Origin of the sequence: Symbiobacterium terraclitae (assembly GCF_017874315.1) — a bacterium.
In the GTDB taxonomy this organism is placed as follows: Bacteria; Bacillota; Sulfobacillia; order Symbiobacteriales; family Symbiobacteriaceae; genus Symbiobacterium; species Symbiobacterium terraclitae.
Genome location: NZ_JAGGLG010000005.1, coordinates 1 through 26751, shown reverse-complemented (window position 1 = coordinate 26751; position 26751 = coordinate 1). Strand labels below are relative to the sequence as shown.

Below are 26751 nucleotides of genomic sequence, written 5' to 3'. Positions count from 1 at the left end.
CAGGAACTGGCTGGAGGGGAGGTTGACCGGTCTGGGCCCCCTTGTCGGAGACCTGGCCGGGTCGGCTGCCGGTGGTTGAAGGGTAAAGTGAAACTCCATGAGCCAGGGCGAGACCGTGGGTGGCTCATGGAGTTACAGTTGCGGCGGGGCGGTGGGCCACGCCAGTATCGTCGAGCAGATGCGGGTGCTGGCCTGAGGGGAGATTTCCCGGTCTGGGCCCCCTTGTCGGAGACCTGGCCGGGTCGGCTACCCCGCTCGAGGCGGTGGTTGAAGGGCGAAGTGAAACTCCATGAGCCAGGGCAAGACCGTGGGTGGCTCATGGAGTTACAGCTGCTGCGGGGCTGAGGCCATCGGCCACGTGCCCGAGTAGTGCACACGTTCAGCTGATCAGACACAAAACAGCGCTGCCCCAGCAGAGCGATCTGCTCTTGGGACAGCCCTACTTCTGAATCTACCCCCCTGAGGCACCGGCCAGACTACGTACGAATGCAGGTTCGGTAGGGGTGCGCGGCGAATCATTGCCGCGACGAGCGAGGTGACGGGAAGATGGGCCGCCCGGAGTTCGTGCACCTGCACCTGCACACCGAGTACTCGCTGCTGGACGGGGCGAACCGCATCGCGCCCCTGGCGAAGCGCGCCGCCGAACTGGGCATGCGGGCGATGGCCATTACGGACCACGGGGTGCTCTTCGGCGTCATCCCCTTCTACAAGGCGATGCGCCAGCACGGTGTGAAGCCGATCATCGGCTGCGAGCTCTACGTCGCACCCGGCTCCCGCCACGTGAAGACGGGCGGCGAGAAGCCGTACCACCTCACCGTGCTGGCCGAGAGCTACACCGGGTACAAGAACCTGATCAAGCTGGTCTCCGCCGGCTACACCGAGGGCTTCTACTACAAGCCCCGGGTGGACCTGGAGCTCTTGAACGAGCACCGGGAGGGGCTGATCGCCCTTTCCGGCTGCCTGGCGGGCGAGGTGTCGCAGAAGTTCCTCTCGGGCCAGCCTGAAGAGGCCCGCCGGGCCATCGGCCGCTACCGGGAGATCTTCGGCCCGGACCACTACTTCCTGGAGCTGCAGGACCTGGGCCTGCCCGAACAGCAGGGGCTGAACCGGTTCCTGCTGGAGCAGAACCTGCCGGTGGTGGCCACCAACGACGCGCACTACCTGGGCCCCCAGGACGCCCGCATCCAGGACGTGCTCATCTGCATCGGCACCAACAAGACGGTCGACGACCCGGGCCGGCTGAAGATCGGGTCCAACGAGCTCTACGTGAAGTCGGCCGAGGAGATGTACTGGCGGTTCGGCCACGTGCCCGGGGCGCTGGAGAACACGCTGGCCATCGCCGAGCGCTGCAACGTGGAGATCCCCTTCGGGCAGATCCACCTGCCCCACTACGCCCTGCCCGCGGGTTACGACGCGGCCGGTTACCTGCGCAAGCTCTGCTACGACCGCATCGGGCCCCGCTACGGCGGCAGCCCGCCCCCCGGGGCGATGGAGCGGCTGGAGCACGAACTGAACGTCATCACCAGCATGGGCTTTCCCGGCTACTTCCTCATCGTCTGGGACTTCGTGGAGTACGCCCGCTCCCGGGGGATCCCCGTGGGGCCGGGGCGGGGCTCCGGCGCGTCCTCGCTGGTGGCCTACGTGCTGGGCATCACGGATGTGGACCCGCTGCGCTACGGCCTGCTGTTCGAGCGCTTCCTGAACCCGGAGCGGGTGGACATGCCCGACTTCGACATCGACTTCTGCTACGAGCGGCGGGGCGAGGTGATCGAGTACGTCCACAACAAGTACGGGGCGGAGTGCGTCGCCCAGGTGATCACCTTCAACACGATGGCTGCCCGGGCCGCGGTCCGGGACGTCGGCCGCGCCCTCGGCATGTCCTACGGCGAGGTGGACCGGGTGGCCAAGCTCCTGCCCTGGGGCCAGAGCCTGGACGCCGCGCTGGAGAAGGTGGAGGACCTGCGGGCCCTCTACCAGGAGCGGGAGGAGATCCGGGCGCTCATCGACACCGCCCGGGCGGTGGAGGGCATGCCCCGCAACCCATCCGTCCACGCCGCCGGGGTGGTGATCACCGCCGACCCCCTGGTCGAGCACGTGCCGCTCTACAAGATGGGCGACGACTCGATCGTCACCCAGTTCGACATGGACCAGCTGAAGGAGATCGGCCTCCTGAAGATGGACTTCCTGGGTCTCCGGACCCTGACGGTGATCGACCACGCCGTGAAGTTCGTGCGCCGGGAGCAGCCGGACTTCGACATCGAGAAGGTGCCCCTGGACGACCCGGAGACCTACGCCATGATCGCCCGGGGCGAGACGATGGGGCTCTTCCAGATCGAGGCGGGCTGGGTGGCCGACGTGCTCCGGCAGATGAAGCCCACCCGGTTCGAGGACATCATCGCCACGATCTCCCTCTGCCGGCCGGGGCCGATGGAGCACATCCCCGACTACATCGCCGGCAAGCAGAACCCGGCGGCCGTGACGTACCTGCACCCCGACCTGGAGCCGATCCTGGGCGAGACCTACGGGGTGATGGTCTACCAGGAGCAGATCATCCAGATCGCCCACCGGCTGGCCGGGCTCTCGCTGGGCGAGGCGGACCTGCTGCGCCGGGCCATCGCTAAGAAGAAGCGGGAGGACATGGAGAAGTACGGCCGCCGCTTCATGGCGGCCCTGGAGGAGCGGGGCTACAGCCGCGAGGTGGCCACCGCCCTCTACGACCAGATGATCCGCTTCGCTAACTACGGCTTCAACAAGTGCCACGCCACCCCGTACGCCAAGGTGGCCTACCAGACCGCCTACCTGAAGCGGCACCACCCGGTGGCCTTCATGGCCGCGCTGATGAACTCGGTGCTGGGCTGGGAGGCGAAGCTGGCGCTCTACATGGAAGAGTGCCGCCGGCTGGGGATCCCGGTGCTGCCGCCGGACGTCAACACCTCCTACGCCCGGTTCGTGCCGGACGGCGGGACGATCCGCTTCGGCCTCGGGGCGGTGAAGAACATCGGCTGGAACGCGGTGGACGCGATCGTGGCCGCCCGGGAGGAAGGGGGGCCCTTCACCAGCCTCCGGGACTTCTGCGAGCGGGTGGACCTGCGTCCGCTGAACCGGCGGGCGCTGGAGTCGCTGATCATGGCCGGCGCCTTCGACCGGGTGGCGCCGCCGGGCGGCCAGCCCGCCCGCCGGTCGCAGATGCTGGAGGCCCTCGACCGGATTCTGGAGGACGCGCAGAAGCTGCAGCGGCACCGGCAGGCGGGGCAGATCTCGCTCTTCGACCTGGGCGTCTCGGCGGCCAGCGGCGGCGGCGAGGAGGAGGCGCTGCCCGACATCCCCGAGTTCCCGCCGCAGCGGCTGCTGGCGATGGAGAAGGAGGTCCTGGGCTTCTACGTCTCGGGCCACCCGCTGCGCCAGTACCAGGCGGCGCTGGCCGTGCACGGCTGCCTGCCGGTGGCGGCGCTGCCCGAGCAGCGGGACGGCGCGAAGGTGGCGGTGGGCGGCATCCTGGCCGGGCTGAAGCAGGTGACCACCCGCGCCGGCGCCAACATGGCCTTCCTCACGCTGGAGGACCAGACGGGCCAGGTGGAGGTGGTGGTCTTCCCGCGGGTGCTGCAGGCCTGCGCCCGGCTACTCAGGGACGAGCAGCCGCTGCTCGTCCGCGGCCGGCTGCAGGTGCAGGAGGAGGACGTGAAGTTGCTGGCCGACGATGTCGTGCCGCTGCGGGAAGACGACAGGCCCCGGCGGCCGAAGCCGCCGGAGCCGGGGGAGGCTGTGGGGGAGGCGCCGGCTGCGCGGCAGCCTGCTGCGCGGTATCCGGATGAGGCTGTGAGGAAACCGAATCCGGCCGCGGTGCGTGGAACCGCGGGCGAGGTCATGCGGGGGGCGGCGCCTCCGGTGGCGAAGGCCGCAAGGGAGATGCCGACGCAGCGAGCAGACAGGGTACGGGAAGCTGAGGTTTCGCACGCCGCGGGCGCCGTGCGCGAGGCGCCGGCGACTTCGCAGCCGCAGTTCGTCTACCTGCGGGTACCCGCGCGAGACGAGGGTTCGCCGATGATGCGCAAGGTGGAGCTGGTACTGCGGGCCCACCCGGGGCCGACCCGGGTGCGGATCAAGATGGAGCCCGAGGGCCGCTGGATCGAGGTGCACGAGCACCTCAGGGTGACGGTCACGCCGTCGCTGGTGAATGCGCTTGTTCGGGTGCTGGGGGAGCAGTCTGTGGTGGTGAAGTGAGGGGGAGGGCGCAGCCGTAGGGCGCAGGCAGGTGGTCTGGGTCAGCGCTCTTCTCACGTCCGACAGAGCCTGCACTACCTAACTGCCTCAAGGCCTCGGAGACACAGGTTGCTTGGTGCCTGTGACCTGCTTGGCCCTGCCGAAAGCGTGTGGGACCCTGCCAACTGTCCATGATTGCGGGATCTGCGAGTCGGACCTGCACCGAGTGACTGGCTTTTCCACGAGTGACTTCAGGACTCAGTTTCTGTGGATTGGGTGCAGACATCCTGGTTCCAGATCCGCCCGTTGGATCATCTGCAGGAGGGCAACTGTTATGGGACAACGGACCGGCATCGAGTGGACGCACGCAACCTGGAACCCCGTCACCGGGTGTACACGCATTTCTTCGGGTTGCGACAACTGCTATGCAGCAACTCTGGCTCACAGGCTACTTAAGGACACTTACCTTTCTCGCCCACCAGTCGTTGACTCTCCACAGAACAGGGAAGATCCCTTCGCCGTACGGTTGTGGCCCGAACGGCTGGCGCAACCCCTGCAGTGGCGAAAACCCCGCATGATATTCGTCAACAGCATGAGTGACATATTCCATGCACATGTCCCGGAGGCTTACACCCGCCAGGTGTTTGAAGTGATGCTTGAAGCTTCTTGGCACACGTACCAGGTACTGACGAAAAGACCCTCTCAAGCACTTCGGTTCTGGGAGAGAAACAAGGATCTCTTCGATGGGGGGGCGATTCCGCCTCACATTTGGGTCGGAACTTCAGTTGAGAACCAGCAAGCGGTGTATCGAGTTGACCTCTTAAGGCGAGTGCCTGCTGCCTTGAGGTTCATCTCGTGTGAACCGCTAATCGGACCGGTCGAGGTCGACCTTGAGGGTATCCACTGGGTGATCGTGGGTGGCGAAAGTGGCCTGGGACACAGACCCGTTCGACCGGAGTGGGTGACAGCTCTTCGAGATCGATGCATTGAACGTGGCGTACCGTTTTTCTTCAAGCAATGGGGTGGTCGGACACCCAAGGCGGGAGGTCGGGTTCTTGAAGGTTTGACCTGGGACGAGTTCCCGAACGCAAACTATCGAACGAGGTGAGACTGGTGAAGGCATACGAACCCCAGAGGTGCCTTGCAGACGACCATCTCTACACACCGCGGATCAAGCAGCATTCGTTAGAAAAAATACGTCTTCATAACTACTATGTCAGTCTTTTCACAAGATCAATGAAACATCATTGGCCTCAGCTAGCCTACCTTGGGCTCTACTCCGGTGCGGGGCGCGCAGTGGTGGAGGAGTCCGGCGAGATCGTCGAGACCTCAGCGCTATCAGCAGTTCGCATTGACAGTCCCTTTACCAAGTACATCTTTGTTGACAAGGACCCCCGCTGCATAGAGGCGTTGTCGGCTCGCATCGCGGCAGTTCCGGGCCAACATGATGTGACCTTGATCAACAAGGATGTCGTTGAAGCAGTATCGGACATCAAGACAGCGATGCCGCGTTACGACAAGAATCGTGGCCTGTTGTCGTTCTGTTTTGTGGATCCCTTTTCTGCGGCGTTGGACTTTGAGGTCATCAGGGCACTGGGTTCACGATACAAGATGGACTTTCTGGTCCTGCTGATGTTGGGTCGGGATGTTCGGACAAACTTCAAGCGATACTTCTTGGACCCCAGTGACACGCGTATCGCGCGACTGATTGATGACCCACACTGGCGCGATGAATGGATGTCGTTGGGTCGTCCGAACAGGATTGTGAAGTACGTGTGCGAGAAGTTCCATGCCGCTATGGCACGACTTGGGTACCAGTCTGGAGATCCCCACCCGGTGTATAATGGGAAAAACGCGTTGCTATACTTTTTAGTCTTCTATAGTAAACACCCGTTGGGCCTTCGTTTTTGGGCTGAAGCCAGAAAGGGCATCAGCGCGCAGTTGACATTTGACTTTCACTAGAGTCAGCTCTGGGGCCACCCCACTCGCCCCGGTGCGTGTACGCGAACGCAACTTCATCTGTCGCAATTTCGCAAGGCACTGACTTGATGGCCCTGTGCATGGCGGAGAAACCTGGGGTTCGGCACGGTCGTGCACGTGGCAGTCGATCGGCTGCTGGTCCTCATGGCGCTGGTCAAACCCTGACTGCGACTCCCAGGCCAGCAGCAACCCCGGCGCGGGAGCTGTGCGCTTCCCCGCCGGGGCTTCTTCTATACGGATTCCAGGCCCACGGCCATCCTGATGACCTCGTCCATCCGTCCCACGATGCTCATGATGCGCTTCAGATCCTCGACCGACAGGTCGTACACCCCCTCGGGGCCGGCATGAACCCCGGCGGTGACCGACACCACCCGGTTCAGGCCGACGGCCAGCGACTCAGCCAGGAGGCGGGCCAGCACGTCGTCCTTGTGGCCGGTGACGGTCAGCACCGAGGAGGTGGCGCTGGCCTGCGTCGGATCCTTCAGGCTCGGGCGGGGGATCGCCAGGGCGGTGGCGCCGACGTGGGGGATGCCGCCGAAGAGCGAGACCGAGATCCCCTGTTCGGTGATCGCCCAGAACGCTTTGCAGTGGAGCGGCCCCGTCGAGAGGTCGACGGTGATGTCCGCCTGCCCGGTCTGCAGTCCGGCCATGGCAGGTGCGGGCGGCTGCGCCCCATCCGAAGGGGCCGCGCCGAGCCACTTCTGCGCAGGCGGGTTGGCCTCGGCGGTGACGGTCACCAGGTCGCCGTCCCGCAGGTCCAGCGCATCCCGCAAGCGCACCGGCGCCAGCAGCTCCAGCTGGGCCGGGTTGTAACCCTGCACCAGGGGCCGGAAGAGGACCGCCGGCTCGGTCCGGCCAGCCGTCTCGATGCGGGCCGGCAGCAGCAGCGAGCAGCAGAGGTCCGGCGTGGGCGGCACCAGCACGGTGCCGGCGGTCAGCAGCAGCCGGTCGGCGGGACGCCAGTCTCCCTCCACGATGACGTTCAGCGTGCCCGCCCGCGGTGTGAAGCCCCACAGCCGCCGCATCGCTGTGCGGAACCAGTCCAGCGAGGTCGCCGGCCCGGCGGCGCCCAGTCCGGTGGCGACACGGCCGAGAAGGCGCACTGGTCTGCCCATATCACTGCGCACCCTTTTCCCGGGCGAGGGCGCTGACGCCCGTGTCGATCAGGAGCGCCGCTGCGCCGTTGATTCCGCCCTTCAGAAGGTTGAACGGCACCACGACCGGCAGGATCATCGCCAGGGCCATGCGCATGTCGCCGAAGAACAACGGCCCGAGGATGACCGTGAGGGCGACCTCAGCCAGTGTGTAGACCAGCACGCCTGTGAGCACGCTGATCAGCTTGCTCCGGGCCCGGCCCGCCAGGCGCCGGTAGACCACCGCCGCTGTGAGCGCCAGCGCCGCGCTGCCCACGAAGCGGCTGACCGCGCCGATCGCGCCGCCACTGCCCACCAGCGCCATCGCCAAAGCCACCACGCCGGACATGCCGGCCACCCACCAGGGCGAGAGCCGGAAGGATCCCAGGAGGAGCGGGAGATCGCTGGGTTCGTAGAGCAGGAACGGGGCCGCAGGCAGCAGTGGGAAGCGCACGGTGACGGCCAGCACCACCGCCAGGGCGGACAGGACGCCCGAGGTGGTGATCTGCCGCACGCCCTTGAGCGAATCGGTGGTTGTCGACATGAGGGCCCGGCCTCCTTTCTGATCGCCTGGGCTCAGGCTACCATGACGGCCGCCCGAAACCTACTGGCCGTTGGACGGAAAGGCCGTGCCCGGGGCGCCCGGTCAGCCGATGGGACTAGGCCAGGAGAAGGAAGGGGCGTCAGTCGTCGCCGGCACGGGTCCCCAGGAAGTTCTGCACGATCAGCACCAGTTCGGTCGTGTCCACCGGCTTACTGAGCACCACGTTCACACCCGAGCGGTAGGCCCGCAGCCGGTTCTGCTGGTCGGTGTACGCGCTGACCACCACGATGGGCACCCGGGCCGTGCGCGGGTTGCGGCGGATGGCCTCTGCGACCACGAAGCCGGTCTGTTCGGGCAGGCGGAGGTCGAGGATGACCAGGTCAACCGGGTGCTCCTCGATGCGCTGCGTGGCGGCCCGGCCGCTCTCCGCCGTCAGGATCCGATAGCCGTGCGCCGTCAGCAGGTCCATGATCAGCATGGCGCTGTTCTTGTCGTCTTCCACAATCAGAACGGTCGGCGTCTTGTCCTCCATCGTTGAATCTCCTCTACTCCTTCGGTTCCGAATCTGCTGTCTGCAGGGGCAGGTGGATCGTCACCGTGGTACCTTCCCCAAGGCGACTCCGGAGCTCGATGTGGCCGCCGTGCGCCTCCACCAGCTTCTTCGACAGCGGCAGCCCCAGCCCGACGCCGCGCTGACCCGTCAGCGAGCGGTTCTCGGCTTGGTAGAACTCGTCGAACACGTGGTAGAGGTCGGGCTCGGGGATGCCGATCCCCGTGTCCGCCACCGACAGCCGGACCTCCCGGGGGGTGAAGCAAGTCTCGATGGTGATTACCCCGCCTGCAGGGGTATACCGTACAGCATTAGACAACACGTTGTACAGTACTTGCTTGAGTCGGGTCGGGTCGGCGGTGATGGGGCGGGGGTGCTCATCGAGCTTCAGCGCCAGCAGGATGGCCTTCTGTTCGCACTGCTGCCGGGCGATGACCGCCACGGAGTCAATGACCAGGTGCAGGTCGGTTTCCTGCAGGTCCAACTGCAGCTTGCCCTGCGCCAGCACAGCCATGTCCAGCAGGTCGTTGATCAGCTGCAGGAGGTAGCCTGCGCTCTCCCGGATGATGCGGACCCGGGCCTGCTGCTGTTCGGTCAGCTCCCCGTAAATGCCGCTCAGCAGGGTGTCGGAGAACCCGAGGATCGAGTTGAGCGGAGTGCGCAGCTCGTGGCTGGTATTGGCCAGGAACCGGTCCTTCAGCTTGTTGGACTCCATCAGGTCCAGCATGGCCACCCGCAGCTCCAGGGTCTTCTCCTCCACCTTCGCCTCCAGCGTCTCGTTGAGGTGCTGCAGGCGCTGGGTCAGCTGCTGCAGGCGCGTGCGGTCCTCCTCGCTGCGCTTCAGATAGCCCATGATCTCCCGGTTCTTCTGGTAGAGGGCGATGGTGGCCTGCGTGAAGTAGGTCTGAAGATAGCCGATCTCAGCTGTCCTGGGCTCCGGCAGCCCGTTCAGCATCTGGACGTGCGCCATCTGGACCTCCTCCGCCTCCGAAAGGCGGTGGGCCACGTTGCCGAGCCGGACGATGGGCATGGAGAGCCGCTGGGAGACGAATGCGCTGACGATGACCGCGGCCGTCAGCGAGAGGAGCGCCGAGAGCAAGATGTACACGGACGAGTCACGCTTCAGCGTGGCCAGGCCCTGGGACGGGTGGCCGGTGGTCAGGGCGCCGATGACTTCGCCCTGCCCGTTGCGGATGGGGTCGGAGACGACCAGGTGCACCAGATCGTCGGTCAGGGCCACCCGCCCGCTGTAGCGCTCGCCCCGCTGGATGGTGGCGGTCAGTTCGGCTGGCTGCCGCCGGCCGATGCCGCGATAGGTCGGCGCCTCCCCGATCTCGAGGTTGCCGGCGATGCGGAGCCCACCGGTGCTGATGGTGGAGAAGGAGTCCGGGATGGCGCTGCGGACCTGCCGGGCGACGCTGCAGTCGTTGTTGAGCAGGTGGGCGGCGGCCAGGACGCCGCGCCCGGTGCCCTCCGCATCGCCGTAGGGCACCGCCACCACCTGGAACAGTGCGCCGTACCCCGTGGCCGGTTCGTCCGCTGTCACGACTGCCCGGGCGGCCAGGGCCCGGCTGTGCGCCGCCAGCTCATCCAGCGGGACCAGTTCGAACACACCCAGGCGCGCCCCCGAGGAAAGGCTGGACATTGCGACGGCCACAAGCTGCGGCGGGACAGATCCCCCGGCCAGGTTCGACCGGCGGATCTGCCCCGCCTCGTCGGTCACAAACCAGATGTCCATCTCCTCCTGGTGATCCAGGGCGCGGGCAAGCGCGCTCAGGTCATCTGCCGCCCCCGCCGCGGCCAGGGACGCGAGCGCGCTTTCGCCGGCTACGAAGAACCGGTCCATCGCCTGCCAGGAGATCGTCTGGGTCCGCTCCAGCAGTGACTCGATGTTCCGATCCAGCCTGGTGAAGATGATGCTGATGTCGAAGGCGATGAACAGGCCGAAGAAGAGCACCATGAGCAGGATCTGCGTCCGGAGCCACAGCGAGGAGAAGGAGTCCGCACCGGTGCGCCAGCGCCTAGACATCTTCCGCCTCCAGGCTGATGCCGTTCTTCAGGGCATAGACGCTGGCCTCGGTACGGTTGGTGAGGCCCAGCTTCTTGAACACGCTGCTGATGTGCGACTTGACCGTGCTCTGGCTGATGCACATGCGCTGGGCGATCTCCTTGTTGGGGAGGCCTGCGGCCAGGCAGGCCAGCACTTTCCGCTCCTGCGCAGTCAGCAAGGGGTCGGCGTCGGGCACAGCCCGCGTCGACCCCTTGCGCGCAGACACGGGCACGGCGAAGGGCAGGGTGTAAATCTCCCGCAGGAGCGGCAGCTCCGCGGCGACCTGCTCGGGACGGGCGGTGCGGCCCACGTGCAGGTAGAGATCGCCCTCGCTGGACTGGAGGGACGTGAACAGGGCCGTCCAGTACAGGCCGAAGGGGCATCGGGCGATGACGGGCTCGCCCTGGGCGGGAGGCGACTGCATGCAGGCAGGCCGCTTCGCCGTACACTCGCGGCGGTTGCAGGCCAGCGGCATACCGGAAGGCAGCGTGGCCTCCCCGCCGCGCCTGTCGACGAGGACCAGACAGAAGCCGAGGCGTTCAGAGAGCTCATCCTGCACGGTCTGCAGCCGGGCGAACACGTCTGCGTACTGCATCTTTCCGGCGCCGCTCATGTTCATCATCCCTCACACATCGAAATGCGGACTGATGAGATGGCCCCTTGCTGAGATGGTAAGCCATGACTAGTCCCCGTGACCAGTCGCCAGATGACCTAGTCCCTTCGCCCGAAGACAGTGTGAGATCTGTACTTTTTCGACCATTTGCCCAATAGGTCCCGCCCCGGTCCGATGCTACGCTGAAGCCGGTTCCCATCGCCGCGGCGCGTGCTCCGTTTGCTCCGACCCACGAAAGGAGGACAGTTCATGGCAGCAACTGCTACGGCCAAGCCGTCTGGCGCCAAGGGCTTCAGCCTGCCGCACAAGCGCGTGATCGGCGCCGTGCTGGGGATCGTGGTCCTGTTGGCCATCATGTTCAGCCCGATCCCCGGTCTGAGCGTGGAGGGCCGGCGGGCACTGGCCATCAGCCTCTTCGGCGTCGTCTGGTGGGCCCTCGGCGTCCTGCAGCCCGGCTACACGTCGGTCCTGATGCTGGTCGCATGGGTCGTGCTCGACGTGGCTCCGCCCGCCACCGTCTTCTCCCTGTGGACCACGCCGCTGGTCTACCTGGTGGTCGGCGGATACCTGATCGCCACCGCCGTCCAGGAGTCGGGCCTCGGCAAGCGGATCTCCTACCTCTTTATCCTCAAGTTCGTGAACTCCTTCACCAGCATCGTGGTCTCGGCCTACGTGCTCGGCGCCCTGCTCAGCTTCCTGATCCCGCACCCCTGGCCGCGGTCGTTCCTCATCATGTCGGTCATGGCGGTGCTGATCAAGAGCACCGGGATGCCCAAGAAGGACGCGGCCATCATCGGCCTGGCAGTCTTCGCCGGCTCTGCGGCCAACTCGATGATCCTCCTGACCGGCGACAGCGTGCTCAACATGGTCGGTGCCACCGCCGGCGACATCACGCTCACCTGGCTGGAGTGGGCCAAGTACATGGCCGTTCCGGGCATCGTCGCCACGGTCCTCACCTGTCTCGTGCAGCTCTGGCTCTTCAAGCCCAGCCAGAGGTTTGAGGTGAACAAGGAGGACATCCGCAGAGAGCTGCAGTCCCTCGGCGGACTGACCGGCGTGGAGAAGCGGACGCTCTTCTGGGTCGCCCTGGCCGTCATCCTGTGGGCCACCGACTCGCTGCACGGGATTCACCCCGGCTGGATCGCCGCCCTGATGGCCATCGGCCTCGCCCTGCCCAAGGTCGGCGACGTGCTGAAGCCCACCTCCTGGAGCGCCGTCCCCATCGGCACGCTCTTCTTCCTGACGGCCGCCCAGGCCATCGGCAAGGTCGGCGGTGTGACCGGAATGAACGAGTGGGTGGCCTCGGTGGTCCTGCCGTCCACGATTCCCAGCAACGTCTTCGTCTTCGCCGCCATCGCCACCGCGGTCACCATGGTCATCCACATGGTGCTCGGCAGCGCCCTGGCCGTCATCGGCATCGCCGCCCCGGCGCTCATGCTTTTCGCAGAGGCTGCCGGCATCAACCCCATGGTGGCCTCGCTGCTGGTCTACACCACGGTCTCCATGCACTTCATCCTGCCCTTCCACCACATGAACGTGCTGGTAGGTGCGAACGACTCGGCCGGCATGTACGGCGACGCGGAGACCATCAAGCTCGGCATCCCGCTCACCGTGTTGACCTTCGTGGTGACCCTGCTGGTCCAGGTTCCGTGGTGGAAGCTGACCGGCCTGCTGTAGTCCCCAAACATGCGTCTGGAGGTGTCTGGATTGGCGTACAAGGATCTGCGTGAGTTTCTCCGGAAGCTCGAAGAAGAAGGCCAGCTCGTACGCGTGAAGGACGAAGTCATGCCCGAGCCGCACATCGGCGCGGCAGGCCGGGCCGCAGCCAACCTGAAGAACGGACCTGCCGTCCTGTTCGAGAAGGTGGCGGGCTACCGCAACCAGGTGGTCACCAACGTTCACGGCTCCTGGGCCAACCACGCCCTGATGATGGGCATGCCCAAGGACACGCCCGTGAAGGAGCAGTTCCACGAACTCAACCGTCGCTGGGATCTCTACCCCGTGCCGGCGAAGCATGTCTCCACCGGACCCTGCAAGGAAGTCAAGATCACCAAGAACATCAACCTTTTCGAGATTCTGCCCCTGTACCGGATCAACACGTGGGACGGCGGCTTCTTCATCTCGAAGGCCAGCGTCGTCTCCCGCGACCCCGAGTTCCCCGATGACTACAACAAGCAGAACGTGGGCACCTACCGCATCCAGGTGAAGGGCAAGGACCGCATCGGCATCCAGGCCCTGGCCTTCCACGACATCGCCATCCACCTGCGCAAGGCGGAGGAGATGAACAAGCCCCTGCGGGTAGCCATCGCCCTCGGCGTCGACCCCATCATCACCTTCATGGCCAGCACGCCCATCCTGTACGACCAGTCGGAATACGACTTCGCCGGTGCCCTGCGCGGCGGCGAGCCCGTGGAACTGGTGAAGGCCGAGACCGCCAACCTCGACGTGCCGGCCGGCGCTGAGGTGGTCCTGGAAGGCGAGATCATCCCGCGCCTCCGCACCTGTGAGGGCCCCTTCGGCGAGTTCCCCGGCAGCTACTCCGGCGTCCGGGCCCAGTGCGAGATCAAGATCGACACCATCACCCACCGCGAGAATCCGATCTTCGAGAACCTCTACCTGGGCATGCCCTGGTCAGAGATCGACTACCTGATGGCTCTGAACACCTCGGTGCCGCTCTACAAGCAGCTCAAGGAGACGTTCCCCGAGGTCCAGGCGGTCAACGCCATGTACACCCACGGGATCGGCGCCATCATCAGCACCAAGGTCCGCTTCGGCGGCTTCGGCAAGGCGGTCGCCATGCGGCTGCTCTCCACGCCGCACGGCATGCCGTACTCCAAGGTGATCATCGTGGTGGATGAGTTCGTCGACCCGTTCAACCTGGAGCAGGTCATGTGGGCCCTTACCACCCGCGTGAAGCCCGACAAGGATGTCTCGCTCATCCAGAACTGCCCGGGCATGCCGCTGGATCCGTCCTCGTTCCCGCCCGGCATGCACACCAAGCTGATCATCGACGCGACCACTCCCGTGGCGCCCGAGCCCAACCCGCGCACCGTTGAGCTGGTGAAGGATCCGGATCAGACGGCACAGTGGGAGGAGAAGATCCGCCAGCTCCTGGCCGGCAAGTAAGATCGGAGGTGCACAGCATGATCTGCCCGCGCTGCGATAGCAAGAACACCGACGTCATGGTCGAGTCTCCTGTCGGGAAAGTCTGGACGGTATACATCTGCAACGACTGCAACTTCTCCTGGCGCAACACAGAGAGTGAAGAGATCACCAACCCGGAGAAGTACTCCAAGCAGTGGAAGCTGAACGCGGAGAAGCTTGCTAACCTGCAGGTCATCCCGCCTATCCCGCCGCTGAAGAAGTAAGCACCTGGAAGGGGCTGCCCCGAACGCGGCAGCCCCTTCCCATATTGCGGTGACTGCAGGTCGACCTGACCAGCGCCCGCCGCGACGGGGCGGACTGAAAAAACCCTTGCGCATGCCCGGAACCGCACCATTCCAGCGCCTCATCGCCCCGCCTGCGCCCGGCACCGGACGTCAGGCCGACCGGCCGTGACGTCAGTCACCCATGCGTGTTTCACAACGTGTCAGGCGAAGGAGGCTGCCTGTGACAATCAGAGTTCGGACCAAGTTGGTGATAAGCTTCCTGGCGATCCTCATCCTGCTGGTGGGGGTCGTTGTAACGGGCCAGGTCGGGATGAATAACATCAGGACCAGTTACGAAGATGTGAGCCGCATGCAGCGGGTGCAGCTCCTGGGGAGTACGATGCAGTCGGCGATGACCGAGATGGCGCGGGCGGCATCGATGTACCTGACGGAGCAGAACCCGACGTACGAGGAAGACTTCGCCGCGGCGGCAGACCGGATGGCGGCGGCCCTGGCGAGTGCATGGGAGGCGGCGAAGTCGGCCGAGGGTAGGGCGATGCTCCAGCAGATTGACGAGAACGTCAAGGCCTATCGGTCTCAGGCCGCGGGGTTCTTCAAGGGGGAGAATGTGGACCGGGCAGGAGTAGAGGCGCTGCGCCGGGACACGATGAACATCCTGGACGAGTTTGTGGAGATCGGCAACGGGCAGGCCGACCGCGTCAGGGAGGCGGCTGCCCGCTCGGCCACACGGGCCCGGGCGATCACGTGGGGCGTAGCCGCACTGGCGATGGCCGTGGGGCTGGGCATCGGAACCTACCTGGGCCGGCAGATCTCTGCGCCTGTGACCGCCATCGCACTCCTGGCGTCGCGGGTTGCGGAGGGCGACCTCACGGTGGAGCCCCTGGCGGTGCGGAACCGCGACGAACTGGGGGCCATGGCCGCCGCGTTCAACCAGATGCTCGCCAACACGCGCAGCATGCTGCAGCGGGTGAGCGCCAGCACCGAGAGCTTGTTGGGCTCCTCGCAGGGGCTCCGCGACGGTGCGGAGGCTTCCGCCCGGGCCTCCGGCGGCGCTGCACAGGCGATCGCGCAGGTGGCCGGCGGAACGGCGGACCAGGCCGGGGCCACCCGGGAGGTCAACGCGACCATGGAGCAACTGAAGGAGGCGCTCCAGCAGATCGCCGAAGGCGCCACGAAGTCGGCGGGGGAGGCGCAGAAGGCTTCCACGCTGCTGCACGGGATGGCGAACCGCCTCGACGAGGTGGTGGCCGAGGCCACGGCAACGGCCGGCCGGGCCAGTCAGGGCGTGGAGCGAGCGGCAGCCGGAGCCGACATCCTCCAGCGGACCCTCAAGGAGATCGAACGAATCGGCGACGCCGCGGTGCAGACGGCCGAGCGCATGGCCGAGCTGGAGCGGCATTCGGACCAGATCGGCGCGATCACAGAGGCCATTGCGAACATCGCCGACCAGACCAACCTGCTGGCGCTGAACGCCGCCATCGAGGCCGCACGGGCCGGGGAGCACGGGCGCGGCTTTGCGGTGGTGGCCGAGGAGGTGCGCAAGCTGGCGGAGCAATCCGCAACCTCCACCCAGCAGATCACCGAGCTGGTGCGGCAGATTCAGGTGGCTACGGCCGAGGCCGTGAAGGCCACAGAGCAGGGCACCGCCCGTGCCCGGTCCGGAAACGAACTGGCGGCGGAGGCGGGCGAGGCGCTGACGGAGATCATGGGGGTCCTGCAGCAGGCGGCCGATTCGGTATCCACCGTCGCCCGGTCGGCGGCACAGGTCAAGGAGGACTCGACGAAGGTGCTGCAGGCCTTCAATGACCTCGCGGCCATGACGGAGGAGAACACGGCGGCCGCGGAGGAGATGGCTGCCGGGGCCAGCGAGGTCACCCGGGCGGTGGCACGCATCACAGAGGCCGCGCAGGGGAACGCCGCTGCCGCGGAGGAGGTGTCGGCCGCGGTGGAGGAGCTGACGGCCTCGTCCGAACATGTGGCGGCAACGGCGCAGAGCCTCCTGGCGACGGCGCAGGAGCTGCAGGCGCAGGTTCAGCGGTTCCGGCTCTAGCGGTGCCGACAGCGCACGAACGGGGAGGGCGGATGCCCTCCCCGTGATCGTGTCTGCCCGACGCGGGCGTCAAGCGAGCTGGGCGTTCGCTCCATGGCTGTGGGGGCGGACCGATGCCTCAGTCGATGTCGCTGAACTCGTCTACGGTGTCCCTACGCGCGGGGGTGAAGAGGAAGCGCGTGTGTATCGCTGGATGCACGCCCGACGTGGGGATCCGGCGGTGATGTCATACGTAGCGCAGGTGTTCCGAGCCCTTCGGGACCACGCAGGAGTGACGACCGGCGCGCAGCGCTACAGCGTAAACCCCCCATCCACCACCAGCGACGCCCCTGTGACGTACGCCGCGTCGTCCGACGCCAGGAAGAGTACCGCCTTCGCCACGTCCTCCGGCTGCCCCGCCCGCCGCAGCGGGATGCGGCCGATGATCCGCTCCCGCACCGCCGGGTCCGTCACCCAGTTGAGCGGGGTGTCGATGAACCCGGGCAGGATCGCGTTGACCCGGATCCCCTTCGGCCCCACCTGCGCGGCGAGGCTCCGCACGAGCCCCACCACGCCGGCCTTGGCGGCGCCGTACGGCACGGAGTGATCGGCGCCCCAGATGGGGCCCGAGATCGAGGCGTTGAGGATGATGCTGCCGCCGCCTCCCCCGGCCGCCATGTGCGGGACGACCGCCTTGCAGAGCGCGAACTGCGCCCGCAGGTCGATGGTGGTGATCAGGTCCCAGTCGTCCATGCTGGTCTCCGTGATGTCCCCCAGGTGTGGGTTGATGCCGGCGTTGCCGAAAAAGACGTCGATCCGTCCGAGGCTCCCCACCGCCTCGCGCACGATCGCCTCTGCATCCGCCACCGCCAGGTCGGCCTGGAGGAAGAGGGCCCTGCCGCCCGCTTCCTGGATGGCAGAGGCGACCTCGCTCCCGCCGGCGGACCGGTCCACCAGCGCCACGGCGGCGCCCTCCGATGCCATGAGCAGGGCCGTTGCCCGGCCGATTCCCGATGCGGCTCCGGTGACCAGCGCGACCTTACCTTCAAGCCCCTTCATACGCTCACCCCTCGGATCATCAGCGTTGCGCGCGGCCAGAGATGTCTGCCCGCCTCCGTGTGTTTGACCGGGCTGCCCCAGGCGATGGTTCTCCGGGCCCTCGGTTTCGGCGGTGGCGAGCGCTCCCACCCGTTCCCGCACCCTGCGCGCAGAAGCCCATGGCAACAGCAATCCCCGCAGGGAAGTGTGGCATCCCGCCGGGGTGCACCTGGGCCTGGTTCACCACGGACCCCAGTCTCACTCAGCCGCCGATGCCGAGGACGGCTCCTCGTCGGGCCGCTTGCCGTAAGCCTGCTGCAGTTCAGCCATCAGGTCAGCCAGCGCATAGGCATCCATTCCGTACGTGTCTGGCAGCGCTGCTTCGACTCCGATCAAGTTGTCGTTGACGATACGCAGCGTGAGTTGGTGCGCGTAGTGCGGGGCATAGTGCCAGCCCACCAGTTTGTGGCCGTTTCCCCTGTGTTCGAGTACGTAGAACTCGGTCACGTCGCTCCAGGCGACGGTGTGGCTCCGGAACAGGCTGCAGAAGGTGAAACCCTCGGGGGTGAGGCGGAGGTACGAGGCGTTGGGCAGCACCTGAACGGCGGCCGCGAGCGCCCCGAGCAGTCCGAAAACCACCGCGACAGAGGCGGGGAGCGGCTCTTCGTGCCACAACCAGAGTCCTCCTGCGGCCATGGCGGCCATCAGTACCATCACGAAAATCCACTTCATGGGATTGGGTCTGAGGGTCAGGGGCAGCTGGATCTGCACGGTCGTTCGCCTCCTCCGGCATCGCTGTTCTACGGTCTGCCACGGGCGGTGGAGATCGATCTTTCCGTTAGTTCACTGGATTTCGCCGGACCGAGCGGGGGTCCTCCCGGGCAATCCGCAGGCAAGAAGGGAGCCCTGGCCTCACCGCGGAGGCCAGGGCTCATCGCACCTCATTCCGGCTGAATCCCGTCAGCGGCCGCCGCGGCGAACCACTTCCGCACCGGAGGGGCGTCCTGCAGGGTGGCGGTGACCAGGTCGCCGTCCTGCAGCTCCAGCGCGTCCCGCAGCCGCACCGGCGCCAGGAACTCCAGCTGCGCGGGGTTGTAACCGTGGATCAGCGGCCGGAACAACACCACGGGGACCTCACGTCCGGCCCGACCGATGCGGGCCGGGACCATCAGCGAGCAGCAGACGTCCAGCGAGGGGGGAACCAGCAGCGTTCCGGCGGAGAGCAGCAGCCGGTCGACTTGCCGCCAGTCGCCCTCGACGATGACGTTGAGCGTGCCGGCCACCGGCTCGAAGCCCCACAGCTCGCGCACCGATGCCCGGAACCAGGCGAGCGACGTGGCCGGTCCGGCGAAGCCCCGGCCCGACGTGACGCGCCCGTCGACGTGGACGTGATCGCTCATGTGGCTACTGCCCACCCCTTGCCCGCGCGACGGCGCCCACCGCCGAGTCCACGAGCAGCGCGGCCGCACCGTTGATCGTCCCTTTGAGTACGTTGAAGGGCACGACCACGGGCAGGATCACCGCCAGCGCCGACTGGAGGTCGCCGAAGAACAGCGGCCCGAGGACGAAGGTCAGCGCCACCTCGGCCAGCGTGTAGACGAGGATTCCGACCACGACGCTGATCAGCTTGCTGCGGGCCCGCCCGGCGAGCCACCGGTAGACCCACGCGGCCGTGAGCGCCAACGAGGCGCTGCCGACGAAGCGGCTGATCGCGCCGATCACGCCGCCGTCGCCCGTCAGCCACATCACCAGGGTCACCGCGCCGGACATGGCGGTCACCCACAAGGGGGAGAGCCGGAATGCCCCGAGGAGGAGGGGCACGTCGCTGGGTTCGTAGGTGAGGTACGGGGCCGCCGGGAGGAGCGGGAACCGCACCGCGAAGGCCAGGACCACCGCCAGCGCAGACAGGACGCCGGAGGTGGCGACCTGCCGGGTCACCTTCAGTGAGTCGGTGGTTGCCGCCATGGGGGCCGGGCCTCCTTTCCGTTCGTGCCGCCGAGCCGGGTCCCGTGGGGTGAGGACCCCTCCGATGACTGACTCGCCGCTGCTAACATACTCAAACATGATGTATAGTACTTGCTCGCCTCTAGTTAGGTCAAGTACGCGGCTGCAGCAGCTCCCGCGCCACCTCTTCATACACCCGGGTGTCGCCCGGGCTGAAGCAGCAGAAGATCACGTGCAGCGGGGCCCGGCTGGACTCCAGGTAGTCCCGCACCGTCTGCTGCGCGATGCGGGCCGCCTGCTGGATCGGGTACCCGTACGCGCCGGTGGAGATGGACGGGAAGGCGATGGTCCGGTAGCCGTGGGCCTCGGTCAGTTCCAATGCCCGCCGGTAGCAGGAGGCCAGGGTCTCCGCCTCGCCGTGGTCGCCGCCCCGCCAGATTGGCCCCACGGCGTGGGCCACGGCCTTCGCGGGCAGCCGGTATCCCCGGGTCATCTTGACCTCGCCGGGCCGGGCGCCGCCCAGGGTGCGGCACTCCTCCAGCAGCTCAGGCCCCGCCGCACGGTGGATGGCCCCGTCCACGCCGCCCCCGCCCAGCAGGCTCGGGTTGGCGGCATTCACGATCACGTCGACCGCAAGCGTGGTGATGTCCGCCGTGATGATCTCCACCCGTCTGTCGAGCCACGTGCTCACGAGTGATCCCTCCCGCCGGCGCAGCCGCGCCGTACTGCATCATCCACCCTGTAATTGTAGCAGGAACTGAGCGGGCACGTACGGTCGGGGTTCTGGCGCCGCACAGAACATCGTGGCCTCACGGAACGTCCCTTCTCTGAACAGGCCGTGTAGAGGGATGCGGCGGTAGCCCGCGGGCGTGCCCGTCGCCCGTGCCCACCGGCACCCACGGCCCGAATGGAGGTACGCACCGTGCGGGGAGCGAGGCTTCGTCTCCTGGCAGCTGTCGTCCTGGCAGCGGTGGCCGCGTGGGTCGGAGGGATCTACGCGCACCCCCCTCTGTACAGTCCTTGCATGGTCGCGCGCCACGATGGGCAGGCGTCGATGCTTGCATATGCGATCGACCTCGTCAACGGGGGGCGGCGGCCGCTGACGCTGACCGCCGTGATGGTCAACGGCGAGGAAGTCCCGTATCCCCGGTCCATGGTCGTGTGGACCTGCGCGAACGTGCTGCGGGTCAGCAGCTTAGCCATCAGGAGAGCGGTTCACGGGCCCAGACTTGACACAGGCCCTGCGCGGGGGTGGAAGCTGTTGCCGCACGAGTCCCAGGGGTGCTTGTACGCGCTCCTCGTGGACTGGGAGGGACTGCCCTCCCCCCGCGGAGAGATCGTCGTGTCCTACCGATATCTTGGACTGTCGATGCGGTACTCCGTTCCGTAGACGTGCCGTTGAGGACGGCAAGGGCCGGGGCAGAGGTGTGCCCCGGCCCAAGTCTGCCGTTGCGGCCGGCCGCTCGAGCGCCCCTTGCGTCCATTTGCCCGCGCCGGCGTGCGCACTCCGCTCAACCTACGGTCCGAAAATGGGCTCCCGGAAATATGGGGAGAACTTCCCTGCAGTTTTCACGAAATGAAGGGAAACCGGCACCATATCGCGCCGTGTGCGGGGGTTGTTGGAACCGCGAGCCAGGTGGTCGGGCGCTTGGGGAAGCGAGTTCGACTGAATGCGACGGGGATCGACCCAGAGTTCGCTCCGACCAAGTTTACATAACCAGAATATGGGGACCGGCTCCCTGTATTTCATGAAAAATGCGGGGAGGATTTCCCCCTATTCCTGCGGCCCGCAGGAACCAAGCAGATCCGGAAGCCGGCGAGCCGCGGGGACGGAGACCGGCACTGGAACGCCAGACGGCACGGCGCAGAAGGCGCCCCAGCCCTCCGGTCGCCAGGACCTTGTCTGCATCCCGAGGCCGGGGCGAGGTGTGCCCCGGCCTTGTGTTCTACTCCCCCACGGCAGCTCGCAGCAGCGCTTCGAGGCTCGTCCCCTGCATCGCGGCCGGCCGCCAGCCGGGGCTGAGCCGGTCCAGCACCAGCGCCTGGGCCGCCCCGAGCCGGTAGACCCGGTTGCGGACAGGGCCGCTCTCCACCGGCGATGCGAGCTCCTCCATCAGGGCTTCGAGCCCGGCCTCCTCCACGTGGGCTTGTACGTACCGGGCAAGACCCTCGAGCCACTCGTAGAGCCGCTCCACCTCCAAGAGCGGGTCGGCCGCGGCCGGTCCCAGCCGGGCCCGCCAGTAGGCGGCCCGCTCGGCGCGCACCGCGAGGAAGCCTGCCGCCGCCGCCCGCACCGCCTCCACGTCGGCGGACGCGTCAGTCGCTGCCACGCCGGCGGACGCGTCAGTCGCTGCCACGCCGGCGCCGGCGTCTGTGTGTACCGCCCCGAGGCCTGCGCTTGACCCTGCGCTCATCGCTCCGACGCCCGCGCCTGAGCCTGCACCCACCGCCCCGACGCCGGTGCTCGAGTCTGCGCCCACTGCTCCGACGCCCGCACCTGAGCTTGCACCCACCGCCCCAACGCCGGTGCCCGAGCCTGTGCCTACGGCCCCGGCGCCGGCGCCCGCGCCCACCGCCCCGACGCTCGAGCCCGAGCCTGCGCCCGACCGCGCCGCCTCGACACCTTCGTCTGACCCCGCCGTCCCGACGCCAGCCGCGGCCCGGACGGCTTCCAGCAGGTACGCCGCCTCCCGGTTCTGCAGGCGGTTGTTCTCTGGATCGCGGTAGACCTCGCCCCAGAGCCGCTCCTGGGCATGGGCCTCGCCCCACCCGGCCGTCCAGCGCTCCAGCACGGGAATCTGGTACACGTGGAAGGCCTCGTGCACCACGGCCCCGATGTAGGCCTCGTCGGTCAGCGCCTGCCCGTCGCCGGTGCGCAGCAGCCCCTTCAGCAACTCGGCTTCACCGCCTCCCGGTCCCGCCCCGGGCTCCAGGGCGCCGGCCAGGGCGGCGCCCGCCTCCAGGCCGCCCAGCGCACGCTCCAGCTGCCTCCGGCCGGCCACCAGGGCCACCGGACGGCCGTTCACCTGCACGACCCCGTTGGCCACCACCGGCACCTCCGGCCGGTCCAGGCGGACCACCCGGAGCGTCCCGGCGTCCACCGGCCGGCCGGGCGGAGTTGCGGCGTGCGCGGGGAAGTTGACCAGGTAGTTGACCGGCCCCTTCGTGAGCAGGATCGGCGTCTCCTGCGGCGCCCAGCCGGGGAAGAGGTCCGCCGCCCGCTCGCTCCGGCGGAGCGCGGCCTCGAGCAACGCCGTGTCCTCGGCCGTCCAGCCCCGGGGGTCCGGGGCCGCCGCGAGCGCGGCGGTCAGCACCAGCCCGGCGCCGAGGAAGAGCAGCGCCGCCCGGCGCGACACCTCCCGCCAGCCGAACCAGGCCGCCGTCACGCCGGCCGACGCCCACAGGTAGAGCAGCCCGCCCAGCAGTGGCCGGGGATCCACCAGGCCGCCGGGGGCGAAGCGCTGCAGCACCGAGGCGGACACCGCCCCCGTCGGCGGCACCAGCGCGAGCGCCGTCCGGGCCAGCGGCGCCCACCAGGCGTCGGTGAGGGCCAGCAGCGCGGCCAGCTCCGGGCCGAAGGCGCCGAGGACGTACGCCAGGAGCCCGAGGAAGCCCGCCGCCGGACCGGGCAGCCAGACCGAGAGCACGGTCGTCACGGCGGCGGTCAGGGCGACGTTCAGCAGCAGCCCGGGCAGGGCCAGCAGGAGGTCCGGCAGCTGGTCACCGCCGCCCCGCACCGTCAGGGCCGGGAAGAGCGGGACCACCAGCGCCAGGAGAAAGAGCCACCCGCTGAGAATATTGCCTACGAGGAAGCCTGCGCCGATCCGCCAGCGGGGCAGAGGGCGCACCAGCAGCAGCTCGGCGGTCCCCCGCTCGAACTCCCGGGGGATGGTGTTCATGCTCAGCACCACCGCCACCAGCGCGCCGAGGAAGCCCGCCAGGGCGAAGCCCACCCGCATGGCGCCGGCGGCGTCGGCCAGGAGGTCGTTGCCCGCGGCGTCCCGCACCGTGCCGCCCGAGCTGACCAACAGCAGGAACATCAGGAGGAGCCCGACGCCGGCCAGGAGGTAGAGCGAGCGGTTCCGCAGCCCCTCGCGCACGACGTTAAGCACCAACGCCATCGGTCTCACCCCCTTCCATCAGGGAAAGGAACCGCGCCTCCAGGTCGCCTGCCGGCGGCTCCACCGCGACCACCCGGCCCGCCTTCATGATGGCCACCCGGTCGGCGACCTGCGCGACGTCGCTCACGATGTGGGTGTTCAGGAAGATCGTCCTGCCCGACTCCTTCAGGCGCCGGATGAGGCCCCGCATGGCCACCCGCCCGGACGGGTCCAGGCCGGAGCTGGGCTCGTCCAGGAACAGCACCTCCGGGTCGCCCACCAGGGCCGCAGCCACCGCCAGCCGCTGGACCATCCCCTTGCTGAAGCCGCCCACCCGCTGCCGGGCCGCGCCGGCGAGGCCCACCAGCGCCAGGATGCCGTCCAGGTCCGCCTGGCCGGGCCTCAGCCCGCTCAGCTTCCGGAAGAAGTCCAGCGTCTCCCGGGCGGTGAGGAAGGGGTAGAAGTGGGGCGTCTCCGGCGAGTATCCTACCCGGGCGCGCACCGCCGGGTGGCCCGCCGGCCGGCCGAAGAGCAGCGCCTGCCCCGCCGTCGGCCGGATCAGCCCCAGCAGGAGCCGGATCGTGGTGCTCTTGCCGGCGCCGTTGTGCCCCAGGAGGCCCAGGCACTCGCCCCGGCGGACGGCCAGGTCGACCCCCCGCACGGCCTCCACCCGCCCGAAGCGGCGGCGGAGCCCCTGTGCGACGATCACCTCCATGGATCAACCACCTCCGCGTCCACTATGCCAGGCCGATGTCACATCCCCGGCGGACGCAGGTCAACGGCAGATAAACAGTGCGTAAACAGGAGGGAGCGCCGTGCAGCAGCCGCAGATCCTCGTGGCCGACGACGAGCCTGAACTCATCGAGATCCTTACCGACTACCTCGAGGCCGAGGGGTACGGGGTCGTCGGCGTGGAGACCGGGGAGGAGGCGGTGGCCCGGGTGCAGGCCGGCGCGTTCGACTGCGTGGTGCTGGACGTGATGCTGCCCGGCATGAGCGGCTTCGAGGTCTGCCGGCGGATCCGGTCCGTGAGCGACGTGCCGATCCTCTTCCTCAGCGCCCGCAGCGAGGACGCCGACAAGATCCGCGGCCTCGGCCTGGGCGGCGACGACTACGTCACCAAGCCCTTCAGCCCCCCGGAGGTGGTGGCCCGTGTGAAGGCGCTGCTGCGCCGCTACCGGAGGGAGCCCGCCGCCGAGCAGGGGGTCCTGACCTTCGGGCCCCTGCGCATCGACGCCCGCGGCTACCGGGTCTGGCGGGACGGCCGGGAGGTGGCGATGACGGCGAAGGAGCTGGAGCTCTTGCTCTTCCTGGCCCGTCACCCCGGGCAGGTCTTCAGCCGGGAGCAGCTCTACGACCGGGTGTGGGGCGACTTCGGCGACCCCCGCACGGTGACGGTGCACATCAACCGGATCCGGGAGAAGATCGAGCCCGACCCGGCCCGGCCGCGGTTCATCCAGACGGTGCGGGGCATCGGATACCGGTTCGAGGGGGAGCCGCAATGAGGCGGACCTACAGCCTGCGGACCCTGGCGCTGGCGGCCGCCCTGGCCATGCTGCTCCTGCCGCTCCTGGCGCTGGGAGGCGGCCTGGCCGGCACCATGGTGGCCAACATGTCGGCGATCACGATGGCGTCGGAGGAGGTGGCTGCCGTTGAGGAGGCCGTCGCCCGGCTGGTGACGGAGCGGTGGGACGAGCTGGACGGCGACCGGTTCGCGGGCGAGCTGGACCGGCTGCACGAGCGCTGGAACTTCGCCGTCGAGGTGCGCGGCCTGGACGACCGGGTCCGCTACGCCAGCCCGACGGTGGCGGACGGCGAGCTGGCGCTCTCCGGGTTCACCGTCCAGCCCAGCCAGCGGACCCGGATGCTGCAGCGGGACGGCCGGCCGCTGGGCGTGCTGCTGCTCTGGGTCTGGCCGACGGCCGCGCTCTCGGGGCTCTCCGCCGCCGCGAAGGTGGGGCTGGGCGCCGGCTTCGGCACGCTCCTGGTGCTCCTGCTGGGGGTGCTCTGGTGGATCGGGCGGGCGATGCTGCGCCCGCTCAAGGAGCTGGAGGCGGCCACCGCCGCCGTGGCGGAGGGGGGCGACCTGAACTTCCGCCCGCCCCGGTCGCAGGTGCGGGAGCTGGACGCCCTGGGGCTCTCCTTCGCGACGATGCAGGAGCGGCTGCGGGCCGCCCTCGAGCGGCAGGCGGCGCTGCAGGAGGAGCGGCGGCAGCTGATCGCCGCCATCGGCCACGACCTGCGCACGCCGCTGGCGTCGGTGCGCGCCTTTGCCGAGGGGCTGCGGGACGGCATCGCCCGGGAGCCGGAGAAGGCCGCCCACTACGGCGAGGTGATCCTCCGCAAGACCGCCGAGGTGGAGCGGCTGGTGGAGGACCTCTTCCAGTTCGCCCGGCTGGAGCTGCCCGAGACCCGGGTGGCCCGGCAGGAGGTGGACCTGGCCGAGTTCCTCACGGCGGCCCTGGGCGCGTTCGGCGCGCAGGCGGACGAGAAGGGGGTGGCGCTGCGGGCCGAGGGCCCGCCGCTGTCGGCCCGGCTCGACCCCGACCTGATGGGCCGGGCCGTTGGCAACCTGCTCGCCAACGCCCTGCGCCACACCCCGTCCGGGGGCGAGATCCGGCTGTCCTGGCGCAGTACCGCCGATGCGCTGGAGATCGCCGTGGCCGACACCGGCGAGGGCATTCCGCCCGAGCAGCTGCCGCACCTCTTCACCCCGATGCACCGGACCGACACCTCCCGCTCCCGGAGGAGCGGCGGCGCCGGGCTGGGGCTGGCCATCGTGGCGCGCATCGCCGCGCTGCACGGCGGGCGCGTCACCTGCGAGAGCCGGGTGGGCGAGGGCAGCACGTTTACGATCACGCTGCCCATGGCCGGGCCTCAGGAGAACTGAGGGCAGGTCCGTCGGGCCCATCGCCGCTCGTCTCGCCTGACCAGGACCGGGGGCGGTTGCGCCGGACCCACTGCCGTTAGCGGACAGTCGGAGCCGGCAGGGACACGGGGCGAGTCTGTCGGACCCACTGCCGGATGTTGGGCCGGACCAGGCCCGGGTCCGGTTCTGCCCGTCAGCGGCGTGGCGGAAATGACCCGGGGCCGTCCCAAAAGCAGGTTGCTCTGCTGGGACGGCCCCGTTCCTTTTCGTTCGAATTGGGTTTTTCAGGTAGTCAATCGACCATCTTGCGAG

At 68.1% G+C, this 26751-nt stretch carries 21 protein-coding genes; 9 read left to right on the top strand and 12 right to left on the bottom strand.

The annotated features are described in order from the left end of the window. The first annotated feature begins 546 nt into the window (after positions 1-546). The 3 genes from J2Z79_RS04165 to tcmP all read left to right on the top strand — a co-directional run bounded on the left by J2Z79_RS04165 (position 547) and on the right by tcmP (position 6162). Positions 547-4221: a DNA polymerase III subunit alpha gene (locus tag J2Z79_RS04165; protein ID WP_209465608.1), complete on the top strand. Its 3675-nt coding sequence runs from the start codon at positions 547-549 to the stop codon at positions 4219-4221. Between the two features lie 313 nt (positions 4222-4534). Next, complete coding sequence (locus J2Z79_RS04160) at positions 4535-5308, top strand: DUF5131 family protein (RefSeq protein WP_209465607.1); 774 nt, start codon at positions 4535-4537, stop codon at positions 5306-5308. 5 nt (positions 5309-5313) lie between these two features. After that, a complete protein-coding gene (gene tcmP, locus J2Z79_RS04155) occupies positions 5314-6162 on the top strand; it encodes a three-Cys-motif partner protein TcmP (protein ID WP_209465606.1) in 849 nt (282 codons plus the stop codon). A gap of 248 nt (positions 6163-6410) precedes the next feature. On the opposite strand, the gene lpdD is transcribed toward tcmP, so the two are convergent. The 5 genes from lpdD to J2Z79_RS04130 all read right to left on the bottom strand — a co-directional run bounded on the left by lpdD (position 6411) and on the right by J2Z79_RS04130 (position 11070). Further along, positions 6411-7295: a prenylated flavin chaperone LpdD gene (lpdD, locus tag J2Z79_RS04150; protein WP_209465605.1), complete on the bottom strand. Its 885-nt coding sequence runs from the start codon at positions 7293-7295 to the stop codon at positions 6411-6413. 1 nt (position 7296) lies between these two features. Next, positions 7297-7857, bottom strand: coding sequence for an ECF transporter S component (locus tag J2Z79_RS04145; RefSeq protein ID WP_209465604.1), 561 nt, complete (start codon positions 7855-7857; stop codon positions 7297-7299). Between the two features lie 139 nt (positions 7858-7996). After that, positions 7997-8389, bottom strand: a complete 393-nt coding sequence (locus tag J2Z79_RS04140; protein ID WP_209465603.1) for a response regulator — start codon at positions 8387-8389, stop codon at positions 7997-7999. A gap of 13 nt (positions 8390-8402) precedes the next feature. Then, positions 8403-10436: an ATP-binding protein gene (locus tag J2Z79_RS04135; RefSeq protein WP_209465602.1), complete on the bottom strand. Its 2034-nt coding sequence runs from the start codon at positions 10434-10436 to the stop codon at positions 8403-8405. Beyond that, a complete protein-coding gene (locus J2Z79_RS04130; RefSeq protein ID WP_209465601.1) occupies positions 10429-11070 on the bottom strand; it encodes a response regulator transcription factor in 642 nt (213 codons plus the stop codon). The genes J2Z79_RS04135 and J2Z79_RS04130 overlap by 8 nt, the downstream gene beginning before the upstream one ends. A 249-nt stretch (positions 11071-11319) precedes the next feature. On the opposite strand from J2Z79_RS04130, the gene J2Z79_RS04125 reads away from it, so the two are divergent. From J2Z79_RS04125 to J2Z79_RS04110, 4 genes are all read left to right on the top strand, one after another. Further along, positions 11320-12747, top strand: coding sequence for an SLC13 family permease (locus tag J2Z79_RS04125; RefSeq protein WP_209465600.1), 1428 nt, complete (start codon positions 11320-11322; stop codon positions 12745-12747). A gap of 30 nt (positions 12748-12777) precedes the next feature. Further along, a complete protein-coding gene (locus tag J2Z79_RS04120) occupies positions 12778-14196 on the top strand; it encodes a non-oxidative hydroxyarylic acid decarboxylases subunit C (RefSeq protein WP_209465599.1) in 1419 nt (472 codons plus the stop codon). 17 nt (positions 14197-14213) lie between these two features. After that, complete coding sequence (locus J2Z79_RS04115) at positions 14214-14438, top strand: non-oxidative hydroxyarylic acid decarboxylases subunit D (protein ID WP_245302107.1); 225 nt, start codon at positions 14214-14216, stop codon at positions 14436-14438. Positions 14439-14679: 241 nt separating this feature from the next. Beyond that, the gene (locus tag J2Z79_RS04110; protein ID WP_342589409.1) at positions 14680-16509 is read left to right on the top strand and encodes a methyl-accepting chemotaxis protein; all 1830 of its coding nucleotides are present in this window, start codon (positions 14680-14682) and stop codon (positions 16507-16509) included. A 291-nt stretch (positions 16510-16800) separates the two neighbouring features. Here J2Z79_RS04110 and J2Z79_RS04105 read toward each other — a convergent pair whose 3' ends face one another. The 7 genes from J2Z79_RS04105 to J2Z79_RS04075 all read right to left on the bottom strand — a co-directional run bounded on the left by J2Z79_RS04105 (position 16801) and on the right by J2Z79_RS04075 (position 24285). Next, the gene (locus J2Z79_RS04105; protein ID WP_209465596.1) at positions 16801-17547 is read right to left on the bottom strand and encodes an SDR family NAD(P)-dependent oxidoreductase; all 747 of its coding nucleotides are present in this window, start codon (positions 17545-17547) and stop codon (positions 16801-16803) included. A gap of 237 nt (positions 17548-17784) precedes the next feature. Further along, a complete protein-coding gene (locus J2Z79_RS04100) occupies positions 17785-18297 on the bottom strand; it encodes a hypothetical protein (RefSeq protein ID WP_209465595.1) in 513 nt (170 codons plus the stop codon). A gap of 170 nt (positions 18298-18467) precedes the next feature. Then, positions 18468-18926: a DUF120 domain-containing protein gene (locus J2Z79_RS04095; RefSeq protein ID WP_209465594.1), complete on the bottom strand. Its 459-nt coding sequence runs from the start codon at positions 18924-18926 to the stop codon at positions 18468-18470. 4 nt (positions 18927-18930) lie between these two features. Then, positions 18931-19491, bottom strand: coding sequence for an ECF transporter S component (locus J2Z79_RS04090; RefSeq protein ID WP_209465593.1), 561 nt, complete (start codon positions 19489-19491; stop codon positions 18931-18933). Positions 19492-19621: 130 nt separating this feature from the next. After that, positions 19622-20161 carry an O-acetyl-ADP-ribose deacetylase gene (locus J2Z79_RS04085; RefSeq protein ID WP_209465592.1) on the bottom strand — a complete coding sequence of 180 codons (540 nt, stop codon included), beginning with the start codon at positions 20159-20161 and terminating at the stop codon, positions 19622-19624. 1255 nt (positions 20162-21416) lie between these two features. Further along, a complete protein-coding gene (locus J2Z79_RS04080) occupies positions 21417-23591 on the bottom strand; it encodes an ABC transporter permease (protein ID WP_209465591.1) in 2175 nt (724 codons plus the stop codon). Beyond that, the gene (locus tag J2Z79_RS04075) at positions 23575-24285 is read right to left on the bottom strand and encodes an ABC transporter ATP-binding protein (protein ID WP_209465590.1); all 711 of its coding nucleotides are present in this window, start codon (positions 24283-24285) and stop codon (positions 23575-23577) included. Before J2Z79_RS04075 ends, J2Z79_RS04080 begins: the two co-directional genes overlap by 17 nt. A gap of 100 nt (positions 24286-24385) precedes the next feature. Here J2Z79_RS04075 and J2Z79_RS04070 point away from each other — a divergent pair, with 100 nt between their 5' ends. Together J2Z79_RS04070 and J2Z79_RS04065 are read left to right on the top strand one after the other, a co-directional pair. Continuing rightward, positions 24386-25075: a response regulator transcription factor gene (locus J2Z79_RS04070; protein WP_209465589.1), complete on the top strand. Its 690-nt coding sequence runs from the start codon at positions 24386-24388 to the stop codon at positions 25073-25075. Then, the gene (locus J2Z79_RS04065) at positions 25072-26460 is read left to right on the top strand and encodes a sensor histidine kinase (RefSeq protein WP_209465588.1); all 1389 of its coding nucleotides are present in this window, start codon (positions 25072-25074) and stop codon (positions 26458-26460) included. The genes J2Z79_RS04070 and J2Z79_RS04065 overlap by 4 nt, the downstream gene beginning before the upstream one ends. Positions 26461-26751: the final 291 nt, after the last annotated feature.

What these genes read in the sequence shown, in the direction of transcription:
- J2Z79_RS04145 (WP_209465604.1), bottom strand. Translation starts at nt 7,857, where the DNA reads ATGTCGACAACCACCGATTCGCTCAAGGGCGTGCGGCAGATCACCACC.
- J2Z79_RS04105 (WP_209465596.1), bottom strand. Translation starts at nt 17,547, where the DNA reads ATGAAGGGGCTTGAAGGTAAGGTCGCGCTGGTCACCGGAGCCGCATCG.
- J2Z79_RS04090 (WP_209465593.1), bottom strand. Translation starts at nt 19,491, where the DNA reads ATGGCGGCAACCACCGACTCACTGAAGGTGACCCGGCAGGTCGCCACC.
- J2Z79_RS04065 (WP_209465588.1), top strand. Translation starts at nt 25,072, where the DNA reads ATGAGGCGGACCTACAGCCTGCGGACCCTGGCGCTGGCGGCCGCCCTG.
- J2Z79_RS04075 (WP_209465590.1), bottom strand. Translation starts at nt 24,285, where the DNA reads ATGGAGGTGATCGTCGCACAGGGGCTCCGCCGCCGCTTCGGGCGGGTG.
- J2Z79_RS04140 (WP_209465603.1), bottom strand. Translation starts at nt 8,389, where the DNA reads ATGGAGGACAAGACGCCGACCGTTCTGATTGTGGAAGACGACAAGAAC.
- J2Z79_RS04160 (WP_209465607.1), top strand. Translation starts at nt 4,535, where the DNA reads ATGGGACAACGGACCGGCATCGAGTGGACGCACGCAACCTGGAACCCC.
- J2Z79_RS04080 (WP_209465591.1), bottom strand. Translation starts at nt 23,591, where the DNA reads ATGGCGTTGGTGCTTAACGTCGTGCGCGAGGGGCTGCGGAACCGCTCG.
- J2Z79_RS04095 (WP_209465594.1), bottom strand. Translation starts at nt 18,926, where the DNA reads ATGAGCGATCACGTCCACGTCGACGGGCGCGTCACGTCGGGCCGGGGC.
- J2Z79_RS04125 (WP_209465600.1), top strand. Translation starts at nt 11,320, where the DNA reads ATGGCAGCAACTGCTACGGCCAAGCCGTCTGGCGCCAAGGGCTTCAGC.
- J2Z79_RS04165 (WP_209465608.1), top strand. Translation starts at nt 547, where the DNA reads ATGGGCCGCCCGGAGTTCGTGCACCTGCACCTGCACACCGAGTACTCG.
- lpdD (WP_209465605.1), bottom strand. Translation starts at nt 7,295, where the DNA reads ATGGGCAGACCAGTGCGCCTTCTCGGCCGTGTCGCCACCGGACTGGGC.
- J2Z79_RS04135 (WP_209465602.1), bottom strand. Translation starts at nt 10,436, where the DNA reads ATGTCTAGGCGCTGGCGCACCGGTGCGGACTCCTTCTCCTCGCTGTGG.
- J2Z79_RS04115 (WP_245302107.1), top strand. Translation starts at nt 14,214, where the DNA reads ATGATCTGCCCGCGCTGCGATAGCAAGAACACCGACGTCATGGTCGAG.
- J2Z79_RS04130 (WP_209465601.1), bottom strand. Translation starts at nt 11,070, where the DNA reads ATGAGCGGCGCCGGAAAGATGCAGTACGCAGACGTGTTCGCCCGGCTG.